Annotated in this window: 9 protein-coding genes; 7 read left to right on the plus strand and 2 right to left on the minus strand. The window is 72.4% G+C overall.

Annotated features, from left to right (window positions below):
* The first annotated feature begins 58 nt into the window (after positions 1–58).
* Entirely contained in the window at positions 59–565 is a 507-nt protein-coding gene (locus tag AAEP80_RS18390; RefSeq protein ID WP_420365457.1) for a RidA family protein, read from the plus strand.
* Positions 562–1,767 carry an MFS transporter gene (locus AAEP80_RS18395; protein WP_420365458.1) on the plus strand — a complete coding sequence of 402 codons (1,206 nt, stop codon included), beginning with the start codon at positions 562–564 and terminating at the stop codon, positions 1,765–1,767. The genes AAEP80_RS18390 and AAEP80_RS18395 overlap by 4 nt, the downstream gene beginning before the upstream one ends.
* On the opposite strand, the gene AAEP80_RS18400 is transcribed toward AAEP80_RS18395, so the two are convergent.
* Both AAEP80_RS18400 and AAEP80_RS18405 read right to left on the minus strand, forming a co-directional pair.
* Entirely contained in the window at positions 1,754–3,208 is a 1,455-nt protein-coding gene (locus AAEP80_RS18400; RefSeq protein ID WP_420365459.1) for an aldehyde dehydrogenase family protein, read from the minus strand. The genes AAEP80_RS18395 and AAEP80_RS18400 overlap by 14 nt on opposite strands.
* Positions 3,209–3,237: 29 nt before the next feature.
* Positions 3,238–4,257, minus strand: coding sequence for a hypothetical protein (locus AAEP80_RS18405; RefSeq protein WP_420365460.1), 1,020 nt, complete (start codon positions 4,255–4,257; stop codon positions 3,238–3,240).
* Positions 4,258–4,480: 223 nt separating this feature from the next.
* Between AAEP80_RS18405 and AAEP80_RS18410 the strand changes: the two genes are divergently transcribed.
* From AAEP80_RS18410 to atzF, 5 genes are read left to right on the plus strand one after another with little or no spacing between them, the layout of a single operon-like run.
* Positions 4,481–6,067, plus strand: a complete 1,587-nt coding sequence (locus AAEP80_RS18410; protein ID WP_420365461.1) for an amino acid permease — start codon at positions 4,481–4,483, stop codon at positions 6,065–6,067.
* Positions 6,068–6,112: 45 nt separating this feature from the next.
* Complete coding sequence (locus tag AAEP80_RS18415; RefSeq protein WP_420365462.1) at positions 6,113–6,952, plus strand: urea amidolyase associated protein UAAP1; 840 nt, start codon at positions 6,113–6,115, stop codon at positions 6,950–6,952.
* Complete coding sequence (locus tag AAEP80_RS18420; protein WP_420365463.1) at positions 6,952–7,644, plus strand: urea amidolyase associated protein UAAP2; 693 nt, start codon at positions 6,952–6,954, stop codon at positions 7,642–7,644. The genes AAEP80_RS18415 and AAEP80_RS18420 overlap by 1 nt, the downstream gene beginning before the upstream one ends.
* Positions 7,641–11,309, plus strand: coding sequence for an urea carboxylase (gene uca / locus AAEP80_RS18425; protein ID WP_420365464.1), 3,669 nt, complete (start codon positions 7,641–7,643; stop codon positions 11,307–11,309). Before AAEP80_RS18420 ends, uca begins: the two co-directional genes overlap by 4 nt.
* The gene (gene atzF, locus AAEP80_RS18430; protein ID WP_420365465.1) at positions 11,306–13,030 is read left to right on the plus strand and encodes an allophanate hydrolase; all 1,725 of its coding nucleotides are present in this window, start codon (positions 11,306–11,308) and stop codon (positions 13,028–13,030) included. The genes uca and atzF overlap by 4 nt, the downstream gene beginning before the upstream one ends.
* Positions 13,031–13,044 lie beyond the last annotated feature (14 nt).

The following is a 13,044-nucleotide window of genomic DNA, read 5'->3' on the forward strand; positions in this document are numbered from 1 at the left end:
TGTATCCCATCATAAACAGGTTGTATCCATTACCACCACCGCCGGATACTGTGGCGGTATGGAGCACTCTGCTGAAGCGCGCGCACAGGAACTCGGTCTCGCCATCCCGGACTACGCGAACCCGCCGTACGGCGGGCGGTACGGCAGTTCGCTCCGCGCGTTCCACCGGACCGGCGACCTGCTGGAGCTCAGCGGCATGACGCCCGAGTCGCGGGACGGCACGATGCTGCACCCCGGTGCCGTCGGCGTCGACATCACCCTCGGACAAGCGCAGGAGGCCGCGCGGTACACGGCGGTGAACGCCCTCGGGATGATCCGGTACGCACTCGGGTCGCTCGACGAGGTCGCCGCGCTCTCCCGTGGGCTGTGCTTCGTGCTCTGCCCGCCCGGATTCGAACAGCTCAACCAGGTGTCGAACGCGGCGAGCGACCTGCTCTTCGAGGTCTTCGGTCCGGACGTCGGCAGGATGGGCCGCGCGTCCATCGGCGCCACCGCCCTGTCCCGGAGCGCGTGCTTCGAGCTGTGGCTGAGCCTGGAGTGCCGTCCGGGCAGCACCACCGCGTGAGGTCGCTCGCCGAGGCGGGGACCCGCGGCACCGCGTTCTGGCTGCTCGTCCTGGCCTCGACGGCCGGGTACGTCGTGAACGGCGCGAGCGCCCCGGTCGTGCCGCGGATCGCCGCCGACCAGCTCGGGACGGACCCAGCGGTCGGTGGCCTGCTCGTCTCGCTCGCCGGCTTCGTCGCGATCGGCGCGATGCCGGTGGCCGGGGTCCTGAGCGACCGGGTCGGCCCGCGGCGCGTGCTGGTCGTCGCCGGGCTGCTCGCCGCCGCCGGCCTCGCCGTCGCCCTCGCGGCGCTCAGCATCCCCGGGCTCGCCGTCAGCCGCGTCGTGTTCGGTGCCGGCAACGCCGCCACCGCGACCGCCCTCACCGCCTGGGTCGTCGCAGAGATCCCGGTGGCCCAGCGTGGGCGTGCCCTCGGGCTGTTCGGCCTCGCGGTGTGGGTCGGACTGGCCCTCGGCCCCGTGCTCGGCGAGAACCTCTACCAGACGGCCGGACACCGTACGGTCTGGATCGTCGCCGTCGGCATCCAGTTGGCGGGTCTCGTCGTGGCGCTCGTCGCACGCGGCGGCTCCGTACCCGCACGCCGAAGGTCACCGCGCCCGGTCGGCGCCGGTCTCGCCGTCGCGCTCCGCGCAGTGGTGCGCCCGGGACCAGCCGGGTTGGCCGCGTGGGCCGCCGAGGGGTTCATGATCGCGTTCCTCATCCAGCACCTCGTCGGACAGGGCGTCGGCGCGCAGGGACTGACCGGCGCCGCGAACGTCTTCACGGTCTTCGCCGCGAGCGTCGTCGGCGTGCGTCTGCTCCTCGGCGGCCTGCCCGACCGAGTGGGGCCCGTCCGGACCGCCCGCGTCGCGATGATCGTCCTCGCCACCGGCCTCGTCGTGCTCGCTGTCGCGCACGATTTCCCGACCGCCGCAGCGGGTGCCGTGCTCGTCGGCGTCGGGTACTCGCCGCTGTTCCCGACGCTGACCGTCCTCGCCACGACGACGCTCGACGAGCACACCAGGGCCACGGGCGTCGGCGTCTTCTCCGCGGTCACGAGCGCGGGCTACGCCGTCGGGTCACTGCTCGGCGGCGTGCTCGTCTCGGCGATCGGGTCCGGATGGGCGCTCGTCGCACTCGCGGCGCTGCAGCTCGCGGCGGTGCCGGCGCTGGGGCGGCACGACGGCGACCGCCGAGCCGCCCGCGATCTCAGAGGGCGATGACGACGCTCTTCGACTCGCAGAACGCCCGGAGCGCCTCCTCGCCGAGGTCCCGGCCGAGACCGGACTCGCCGACGCCACCGAACGACAGCGCCGGGTCGAACAGGTTGTAGGTGTTCACCCACACCGTCCCCGCGTGCAGTCGCTGTCCCATCCGGTGCGCCCGCGCGAGGTCCTTCGTCCAGACACCGGCCGCGAGGCCGTAGGTCTGGTCGTTCGCGATGGCGATCGCCTCGTCCTCGTCGTCGAACGGGATGACCCCGACGACGGGTCCGAAGATCTCCTCGCGCGCGATGGTCATCGTGTTCGAGACACCGGTGAAGAGCGTGGGCTCGACGTAGTACCCGGGGCGCTCCGGGACGCCGCCGCCGACCGCGACCGTGGCACCCTCGGCCTTCCCCTGCTCGATGTACCCGAGGACCTGCTGCCGCTGCTCCTCGGACACGAGCGGTCCGACGGTGATCCCCCCGTCGAGACCGTCGCCGACCGGTACCTTCCGGACCGCGGCGACGAGGCGCTCGGTGACCTCGTCGAGGACCGACCGCTGGACGAGCAGGCGACTGCCGGCGGTGCACATCTGACCCGAGTGGCCGAACGACGCACGCATCGCGGTGACCACGACCGCGTCGAGGTCGGCGTCCTCGAAGACGATGTTCGGGCTCTTGCCACCGAGCTCGAGCGTCAGGCGCTTGAAGTCGGCACTCGCGGCGGTCATCACCTTCCGACCGACCTCGGTGCTGCCGGTGAACGACACCTTGTCGACCCCGGGATGCGCGGTGAGCGCAGCGCCGACCCGGCCGTCACCCGTCAGCACGTTGACGACGCCGGCAGGGACACCGGCCTCCTCGCAGATCGCCGCGATGCGGAGCATCGTGAGCGGCGTCTGCTCGGCGGGCTTCACGACGACCGTGCAGCCGGCGGCGAGCGCCGGCGCGAGCTTGAACGCGCCGGTCATGATCGGGAAGTTCCAGGGCAGGATGAGCGCCGCGACGCCGACCGGCTCGAGCGTGGTGTAGACGTGGTGCTGGCCGCCGTCGACCGGCACCACGGTGCCGGTCAGGCGGGACGGGGCACCGGCGTAGTAGCGGAAGACCCGAGCCGAGGTCGCGGTGTCGGCACGGGAGCGCTCGATCGGCTTGCCGTTGTCGCGCGTCTCGAGCACCGCGAGCTCCTCGAGCCGCTCCTCGATGAGGTCGGCGACGCGGCCCAGGATCCGGCTGCGGTCGTGCGGGCTCATCCCACTCCACCTGCGGTCCTCGTGCGCTCGGCGAGCGGCGGCGACGGCCGCGTCGATCTCGGCAGGACCGGCCTGCGGCACACGGGTGAGCAGGACCTCGGTCGCCGGGTCGAACACGTCGAGGAGTTCGGCACCGTCGGGGGCGGTCCAGCTGCCGTCGACCAGGAACGGCTCGAGCGGGGCGAGGGGTGCGAGCGTGTCTCTCAAGGCGGATCCTCCGTGTGGGCGGTGCGGGGTCATGGGCGGTCGAGCAGGCGTGCGGGCTCGTCGACCGTGATGCGGGTGAGGACGTCGTCGGGGACGCCGAGGGCGCGGAGCCCCGGCACGACGCGGGCGGTCAGGTGGTCGAGGCCGTGCCCACCGTGGCGGCGGAGTTGTCCCTTGGTCCACGTCGCGTGACCGAACACCCATCGGGTGTCCGGCGCGCTCTCGCGCAGGGCGAGGAAGGCGTCGAGGCGCTGCGGGTCGCTCGCGTTCCGGATCCGGCCGACGTGCGAGCCCTCGTTGCCGAAGCAGAGTTCGAGGACGGCTCCGGCCTGCCCGAGGTCGCGCAGGTAGGGCAGGTCGAGGAACTCGTCGACGGTGGAGAACACCACGCGCGTCGGGTCGACGCCCTCGGCGACGACGTGCTCCAGTACCTCGAGGCCGTTCCGAGCGTCGGCGGCGAGCCGGACCACCACGGACGCGCCGGTGGTCACCGCCGCCCGGGCCGCTGCCGTCAGGCTCGTCCGCTCCTCGACTCCGTCGGGCGTGCCGAACGCGGTGGTCGTGCCCATCAGTCCGAGGATGCCCGCGCGGTAGGCCGCACCGGGTACCGCTTCGGTCAGTGCCCGTTCGAAGAGTCGTTGTCGACCGTCCGTGTCCAGCTCGAGGTACCAGCTGGGCAGCAGCCGCGGCAGGTAGGCACCGTAGCCGGCGACGATGCCCACACCGGCGGACCTGGCGAGCTCGGGGAGCCTGGGGTGGTCCGGACCGAAGCCGAGCGAACTCAGGTCGACCGCGAGCCCGAGGCCAGCGGCTCCGGCGATGCGGAGTTCGTCGGCGAGCAGGTCGAGGTCGTCGAGCCGGAGGTTGTCGGCGAGGGCGAGCTGGCTCCAGCGCAGGGCCGAGGCGAGGTCGGCGGTCACGGCCAGGCTCGGCTCGAGGGCCTCGACTCCAGGGCGCTGGAGGGCGCTCGCGTCGGTGAGGAGGTGCTCGTGCATCGAGACGGTGCCGATCCCGGACGCGGCGACGGCGCCGAGGACGGTCTGGATCACGGAGACCTTTCGTCGCGGTGGACTTGACGGATCCAATCTACATCGGTTTGGATCCTTCTTGTCCGACGGTGTCACCGATCAGTGATGCCGACCCCGAACGTTTACACGCGGACACCTCCCGACACGAGCACGAAACAGGCGGGCAACGACGGCGACACAGCCCCGCACGACACTGGTCGCACTACCTGTCACCCGACAGGTACTCCGCGAAAGGTCTGCAGCCATGCGCTCTCCCGAAGCACCGCTCCACGCACCCCGCGCCACATCCGAGGTCGACGCCCAGGGGCTCGCCCGTCTCGGCTACGAGCAGGAACTCCACCGCGGGGTCGGGTCCTTCTCGTCGTTCGCTGCCGGCTTCTCCTTCGTCTCCATCCTCACCACCGTGTTCCAGCTCTTCGGTCTCGGCTTCGGACTCGGCGGCGCGGCGTTCTTCTGGGCGTGGCCGCTGGTCTTCGGGGGCCAGCTCCTCGTGGCGCTGAACTTCGCGCAGCTCGCCGCGCGCTGGCCGATCTCCGGTGCGATCTTCCAGTGGTCGAGCCGGCTCGCCGGGCCCCGGTTCGGCTGGTTCACCGGCTGGACGATGATCATCGGGCAGATCCTCACCGTCGCGGTCGCGGCGATCGCCGTCCAGGCGGTCCTGCCGACGATCTGGGCCGGCTTCCAGCTCGTCGGCGGGCCCGGTGCAGATCCCTCCGTCGCCTCACCGACGGGCGCCGCGAACGCGGTGGTCCTCGGACTGGTGATGCTCGCCGTGACGACGGTGGTCAACATCGTGAGCGTCCGGTTCATGGCCCGCGTGACCAGCTTCGGCGTCCTCGTCGAGATCGTCGGCGTCGTCGTCCTGATCGCCGCCCTGTTCCTGCTGCCGCACCGTTCGGCCGCGGTGGTGTTCTCGACCACGGGGTCGACGAGCACCGAGCCGTACGTCTGGGCGTTCCTGGCGTCGTCCCTGATGGCCGCGTACGTGATGGTCGGATTCGACTCCGCGGGTGAGCTCGCCGAGGAGACGCACAACCCGCGGCGGACCACCCCGAAGACGATCGTCCGCGCGCTCACCGTCTCCGGCCTCGGCGGCGGGCTGCTCATCATCGGCGCCCTCGTCGCCGCCCCGAGCCTGACCGACGGCAGGCTCGCGACCGAGGGCCTGGCGTGGGTGATCACGTCCGCGCTCGGCGAGGTCCCAGGACGCCTGCTGCTCTGCACCGTCGCGGTCGCGGTGTTCGCCTGCACGCTCGCGGTGCAGACCGCCGGGGCGCGGATGGTCTACTCGATGGCCCGCGAGAAGGCACTGCCCTTCCACCGCACCCTCGCCCGCGTCTCACCCCGCACCGGCACCCCGATCGCCGCCTCGGTCGTCGTGGGGGTCGGCGCCGGCCTGGCCCTCGCCGTGAACATCGGTCAGTCGGCCATCTTCACGGCGCTCTCCAGCCTGTGCATCGCGATGCTCTACCTGGCGTACCTCGGCGTCACCGGCCCTCTGCTCGTCGAGCGCGTCCGCCGTCGCCGGACGGGGCTGACGACGGGCGTCGACGAGGACGGCAGGCCGCTCTTCACCCTCGGCCGCTGGGGGATCCCGCTCAACGCCCTGGCCGTCGCGTTCCAGATCGGCATGGCCGTGAACCTCATCTGGCCCCGTCCGGAGATCTACGACCTGACCGGCCACTCCTGGTGGCTGCAGTACAGCGCGCTGCTGTTCATCGGCGCCGTGCTGCTCGTCGGCTGGGCATGGTCGTCGTGGCGGCACCGCGCGCACGGTCCGATCACCCTCGCCGAGGTCCCACACACCGCCCCCACCCCCGTCGAGGCATGACCCCGTCGTCCTCCTCGACCGCCAGGACCACCGGAAGGAACCACCGTGCGTGACCTGCACCAGACCGACAGCGTGACCGCCTCGCGCTCGGACGCCCGCGCCCAGGGCGGCGCCACGTCCGACTGGATGCCGTACCTCCCCGCGTCGTCGTCCCCGTTCGCCCCAGAGGGTGTTGATCCGGCCGACCTGGTCTGGGCCGAGACGGTCGCCCCGGGCGGGTACACCCACAAGGTGCTCACCCGGGGGTCCCGGATCCGGTTCGACGACCCGACCGGTGCGGCCTGCGCCCACCTGCTGGTGTTCAACGCCCTCGAACCGTGGGAGCGGTTGAACGTCGCCGACACCCAGAAGATCCCGTGGCAGGCGTACCTCGGCCAGGGTTCGCCCCTGCTCAGCGGCGACGGCCGGGCACTCGCGACGGTGGTCGAGGACACGTCCGGCCACCACGACGCGTTCTGCGGCACATCCACCGACGCGTGGAACGAGCGCAAGTACGGCGGCGCTGCACCAGAGGGACCGACGCCGAGCGGACGATCGCTCTTCGCGAAGGCCGCGGCGAAGCACGGGCTCACGAAGCGGGACCTGCCGCCGAGCGTCTCGTTCTTCCAGGGCGTGCACATCGACCCGGACGGCGCAATGGAGTTCACCGGGTCGGCCGGCCCCGGGCACCACGTCACGTTGGTCGCCGAGCTGCCGCTGCTCGTCCTCGTCGCGAACGTCGCCCACCCGATCGACCCCAGCCCCGAGTACGCGGTCGGTCCCCTGCGTGTGCACGCCTGGCGCGGCGCCCCGACCACGGCCGACGACGACCGCTTCAGCGCGTCGCCGGAACTCACCCGCGCCTACCTGAACTCGATCGACCACGCGGAAGCACGAGGCTGCTGATGACCGACACGCTCACGTCCACGGTCCCCGTCGGGGCCGTCCACGCACCCGACGTCCCGCTCGACTGGGGCGAGTCGCTCGTACCAGGGGTCGTGGTCCGCGACGACCGGGTCGCCCCGCTCGCGCCGTGGTCCGCCGTGGTGCGGGCGGGCGAGGTGCTCACCATCGTCGACGTCGGCGGCAACCAGAGCGCCGACTGCCTGGTCTACGACGCGCACGACCCCGAAGAGCGCTACAGCGTGCCCGACACGCTGGCGGCCCAGGGCAACGCCTACGTCCGGACCGGCACCGTGCTCATGTCGAACGAGGGCCGTCCGTTGATGACCGTCGTCGCGAACGAGATCGACCGCCAGGACACCATCGGCGGCGCGTGCTCGAAGGAGTCGAACACGCTCCGCTACGGTCACCACACCCAGTACCAGCACGGCTGCCGCGAGAACTTCCTCGCCGAGGCCGGGCGGCACGGACTCGGCGTCCGGGACATCGTGTCGAACCTCAACTGGTTCATGAACGTGCCGGTCGAGGCCGACGGCGCACTCGGCATCGTCAACGGCATGAGCGCCCCGGGCAAGCGGGTCGCCGTCCGCGCCGAGCGGGACGTCCTGGTGATCGTGTCGAACTGCCCGCAGATGAACAACCCGTGCAACGACTTCTCCTGCACCCCGCTCCGCATGATCGTGGTCCAGCCGTGACCGCCGCGCTCGACCCCACCGGGAGCGACACCGTGGAACGTGATCCGAACACCGTGCTCGTCGCCAACCGTGGTGAGATCGCCCGTCGCGTGATCCGCTCCGCGAAGGCACTCGGCATGCGCACCGTCGCCGTCTTCTCGGACGCCGACCGTGCAGCACCGCACGTCCGCGAGGCCGACGTCGCCGTCCGCCTCGGTCCGGCGCCCGCACGCGACTCGTACCTGGACATCGACGCCGTGGTGCGCGCCGCGACGGACACCGGCGCCGGTCTCGTGCACCCCGGGTACGGCTTCCTGTCCGAGAACACCGCGTTCGCCCGCGCGTGCGAGGACGCCGGCATCCGGTTCGTCGGCCCGACGGCCGACCAGATCGTGCAGTTCGGCGCGAAGCACACCGCCCGCGAGCTCGCCGCAGCGGCCGGGGTGCCGATGCTCGCGGGGACCGGCCTCCTCGCGGACGTCGACGAAGCGGTCGCCCAGGCCGAGCGCATCGGCCTGCCCGTCATGCTCAAGGCCACAGGGGGCGGCGGCGGCATCGGCATGCAGGCATGCGCGACGCTCGACGAGGTCCGACAGGCGTACGCGAGCGTCGAGCGCACCGCCTCCGCCGCGTTCGGGTCCGCCGGCATCTTCCTCGAGCGGCTCGTCCGACCGGCGCGCCACGTCGAGGTCCAGCTCTTCGGCGACGGCGAGGGCCGCGTCGCCGTGATCGGCGACCGCGACTGCTCGCTCCAGCGCCGCAACCAGAAGGTGATCGAGGAGGCCCCGGCCCCGGCACTCCCCCGACACGTCCGGGAGGCCCTGCACACGTCCGCCCGTCGGCTCGCCGAGAGCGTCGGATACCGCAGCGCCGGCACCGTCGAGTTCGTCTACGACCCGGTCCGCGAAGAAGCGTCCTTCCTCGAGGTGAACACCCGGCTGCAGGTCGAGCACCCGGTGACCGAGGAGGTCTTCGGCGTCGACCTCGTCGAGCTCATGCTCCGCCTGGCCCGCGACGGCGCCACCGGCATCGAACCCGATGTCTTCACGCGCAGCTGGACCCCGATCGGGCACGCCGTCGAGGCCCGGCTCTACGCCGAGGACCCGGCGAAGGGATCACTCCCCTCGAGCGGCCTCGTCACCCAGGCGATGTTCCCCGAGCGCGCCGGCGTCCGCGTCGACGGCTGGGTCGAGACGGGCTCCGAGGTGTCCGCGTTCTACGACCCGATGCTCGCCAAGGTGATCGCCACCGGGGAGACCAGGGACGACGCCCTCGACCTCCTCCGGGACGCCCTCGCCGACACCCGCGTCGACGGCATCGTCACGAACGCCGGGCTCCTGCGCTCCCTGACCGACGACCTCGAGCTGCGGACCGCCACGCACTCCACCTCGACGCTCGACGCGACCGACGATCCGGATCCGCGCATCGACGTCGTGGTGGCCGGCACCATGACGACGATCCAGGACCTCCCGGGTCGGGTCGGGTACTGGCAGGTCGGTGTCCCACCGAGCGGACCCTTCGACGCCGCGTCGTTCGCGGAGGCGAACCGTGCCGTGGGCAACCCGGACGGCGCTCCAGCCCTGGAGATCACGGCGACCGGCCCGACCCTGCGCTTCTCGACCGCCGGTGTGATCGCCCTCACCGGCGCTCCGGTGCCAGCCGCCCTCGACGGCGAGCCGCTGTCGCTCTGGGAGCCGGTCGAGGTCGGCGCAGGGCAGACCCTCACGGTCGGCACGGCCACGGGGCCCGGGCTCCGCAGCTACCTGGCGGTCCGCGGCGGCTTCGACGTCCCGACGTACCTCGGCTCGGCCGCGACGTTCACGCTCGGCGGCTTCGGCGGCCACGCCGGTCGGGCGCTGCTCGCCGGCGACGTCCTGCGACCGGGGTCACCGGACTCGGACGCGCCGCACCCCGCCTTCCCCGCCGGCACGAGGCTCGGGCTGGTCAGCGGCCCGACTCCCGCCGAACGACGCACCGCACTCACCGACACGTGGGAGATCGCCGTCACCGAGGGGCCGCACGCGGCGCCGGACTTCTTCACCCGCGCCGACCTCGACGTCTTCTACGCCACCGACTACGCCGTGCACCACAACTCCGCCCGCACCGGGATCCGGCTCATCGGGCCCCGGCCTGGCTGGGCGCGGACCGACGGCGGCGAGGCGGGCCTGCACCCCTCGAACATCCACGACACCCCGTACGCGGTCGGCGCGATCGACTTCACGGGCGACACCCCGATCATCCTCGGCCCGGACGGGCCCTCGCTCGGCGGCTTCGTCTGTCCGGCGGTGGTCGCCAGCGGCGACCTGTGGAAGCTCGGCCAGCTCCGGCCGGGCGACACGGTCCGGTTCGTCCCCGTCCGCGAAGCCGACGCCGCCGCGCTCGAGGCGAACCGAGCCTCCAGGTCGGTGCCGCGCACCGGAGGTGACGGCGACGACGGGGTGATCGCGCGCCTGGACGCGACACCCGCCCGACCGGGCGTCGCGTACCGGCGTGACGGCGACGACAACGTGCTCGTCGAGTACGGCGACATGACCCTCGACATCGCGCTGCGGATGCGTGTCCACGCCCTCATGACGAAGCTGCAGGAGGAGGCGCCGGCGGGGATCCTCGACGTCACCCCCGGCATCCGCTCGCTGCAGGTGCACACCGACGCCTCGGTGCTGAAGGCGAGCACGATGGCCGGACTCCTCCGCGAGCTCGAGGACGAGATCCCGCCGACCGACCAGCTCGTCGTGCCGTCGCGCACCGTCAAGCTGCCGCTGTCCTGGGACGACCCGGCCACCCGGCTCGCGATCGAGCGGTACATGGCCGGTGTCCGGGACGACGCCCCGTGGACGCCGTGGAACATCGAGTTCATCCGTCGGGTCAACGGCCTCGACAGCGTGGACGACGTCTTCCGCACCGTGTTCGATGCGAGCTACCTCGTGCTCGGCCTGGGCGACGTGTACCTCGGCGCACCGGTCGCCACACCACTCGACCCGCGGCACCGCCTCGTCACGACGAAGTACAACCCGGCTCGTACCTGGACGGCCGAGAACTCGGTCGGCATCGGCGGCGCCTACCTCTGCATCTACGGCATGGAAGGACCGGGCGGCTACCAGTTCGTCGGCCGCACCGTGCAGATCTGGAACCGGTTCCGCCGCGGCGGCCTGTTCCAGGAGGACCCGTGGGCGCTGCGGTTCTTCGACCGCATCGAGTGGTACCCGGTCGGCGCGGAGGAGCTGCTCGAACTGCGCGCCGAGACCGACGCCGGCCGGGGGGCCTTCGAGACCGTCGACGGCGAGTTCTCGATCGCGTCGTACAACCGGTTCCTCAGCGACAACGCCGCCTCGATCGCGGACTTCCGGGCGCAGCAGACCCGGGCGTTCGACGAGGAGAAGGACCGGTGGCGGGCCTCGGGCGAGTTCGACGTCCGCGACGAACCGGCCGTGGTCGTACCCGACGAGGTGGTCCTGCCCGCCGGCGCGACCGCGGTGACCGCGCCGTTCACCTCGACCGTGTGGCAGGTGGACGTCCGACCGGGCGACCGCGTGGACGAAGGACAGCGGCTGCTGGCAGTGGAGGCGATGAAGATGGAATCGATGGTGCACGCACCCGTGGAAGGACACGTGTTGGAGATCTACATCAAGCCAGGCGACCAGGTCGCACCAGGACAGGTCCTGGCAGCGATCGGGAGTGCCGCGTGAACGGGGTCGTCGGCGAACCCGGCACGGCCGCGGAGCGCGTCCACGCCGCCTTCGACCGGATCGACGCCGTGGACCGACCCGAGGTCTGGATCACGCTGCGCGACCGCGCCGCCGTCCTGGCGGAGGCCGAGTCCGTCGACCGGTCGCTGCCCCTCGCCGGGCTCCTCTTCGCGGTGAAGGACAACATCGACGTCGCCGGGCTGCCCACCACCGCGGCCGCCCGGTCGTACACGTACACGCCGACGGCCGACGCGACCGCGGTCGCCCGGCTCCGTGCCGCGGGCGCGGTCGTCGTCGGGAAGACGAACCTCGACCAGTTCGCCACCGGTCTGGTCGGCACCCGCTCCCCCTTCGGCGCCGTCCGGAACGCCTGGGACGCCTCCCGCATCTCCGGAGGTTCCTCGAGCGGCAGCGCGACGGCCGTCGCCCTGGGCATCGTCGACTTCGCACTCGGCACCGACACCGCCGGGTCCGGACGCGTCCCGGCGGCGCTGAACCACCTCATCGGCGTGAAGCCCAGCAAGGGGCTCGTGCCGAACACCGGTGTGGTCCCGGCCTGCCGGTCGCAGGACTGCGTGACGGTCTTCGCCCGGTCCCTCGACCTCGCCCGGACGGCCACCGAGCTGATGGCCGGGCCCGACGGCGTCGACCCGCTCGCCCGGACGGACGCCGCCCTGACCGACGGCTCCCTCGTCGTCCTTCCCGCCGTGCCGCGCATCGCGGTCCCGCTGCCGTCGCAGCTCGACGGGCTCGCGGCAGGCTGGAGCGAGGCCTTCGAGCGCGCGGTGAACCGGTTCCGCGCCCTCGGCCACGAGATCGTCGAGGTCGACATCGCGCCGCTGCTCGACGCCGCGACGCTCCTCTACGACGGCGCGTTCGTCGCCGAGCGGTACGCGGCGGTCGGCGCCCACATCGAGGCGCACCGCGACGAGATCGGCGACGACCTCGACCCGACGGTCGCCGCGATCGTCCTCGGCGGAGCGGCCCCCACCGCCGCGGAGCTCTTCGCCGACCAGGAGCGGCTCGACGCGTTCGGCGCTGCCGGTCGCGCGGCCCTCGACGGCACCACCGCGCTCCTCACCCCCACCACGACGTGGCACCCGACCCTGGACGAGGTCACTGCCGACCCGATCGGCGCGAACAGCCGGATGGGGCGGTACACGAACTTCGCGAACCTGCTCGACATGGCGTCGCTCGCGGTACCGGCCGGCTTCGTCGACGGGCTGCCGTTCGGCGTCATGCTCACCGGGCCCGCGTTCAGCGACCGCCGCCTCGCCGCGCTGGCCGCGGCCTTCGCCGCGCCGACGATCGACCTGCTCGTCGTCGGCGCACACCTGCGGGACCAGCCGCTGAACGGGCAGCTCGTCGCCGCGGGCGGCACGTTCGTCCGGGAGGCACGCACCGCCTCCGACTACCGGCTGTACGCACTCGACACGGTGCCGCCCAAGCCGGGGCTGGTCCGGTCGGGTCCGGTCGCGTCGGCGGCGTCGGCCTCCGATCCCGGCCCGATCGTCGGTGAGGTGTGGCGGCTCCCTGCCGCCGGATTCGGGACCTTCGTCGCGGCGCTCCCCGCGCCGATGGCGATCGGTTCGGTGACGCTCGACGACGGGACCACGGTCACCGGGTTCACCGTCGAGGCGCACGCCGTCGAGGGCGCCGAGGACATCACGCACCACGGCGGCTGGCGTGCCTACCGGCACGCTGCTCGGGAGCACGTTTGACGCTCGGATGTGAG

Origin of the sequence: Curtobacterium sp. L3-7 (genome assembly GCF_048756585.1) — a bacterium.
Lineage (GTDB): Bacteria > Actinomycetota > Actinomycetes > Actinomycetales > Microbacteriaceae > Curtobacterium.

Coding starts and splice junctions, on each gene's coding strand:
- AAEP80_RS18390 (WP_420365457.1), top strand. CDS start 59: ATGGAGCACTCTGCTGAAGCGCGCGCACAGGAACTCGGTCTCGCCATC.
- AAEP80_RS18410 (WP_420365461.1), top strand. CDS start 4,481: ATGCGCTCTCCCGAAGCACCGCTCCACGCACCCCGCGCCACATCCGAG.
- AAEP80_RS18420 (WP_420365463.1), top strand. CDS start 6,952: ATGACCGACACGCTCACGTCCACGGTCCCCGTCGGGGCCGTCCACGCA.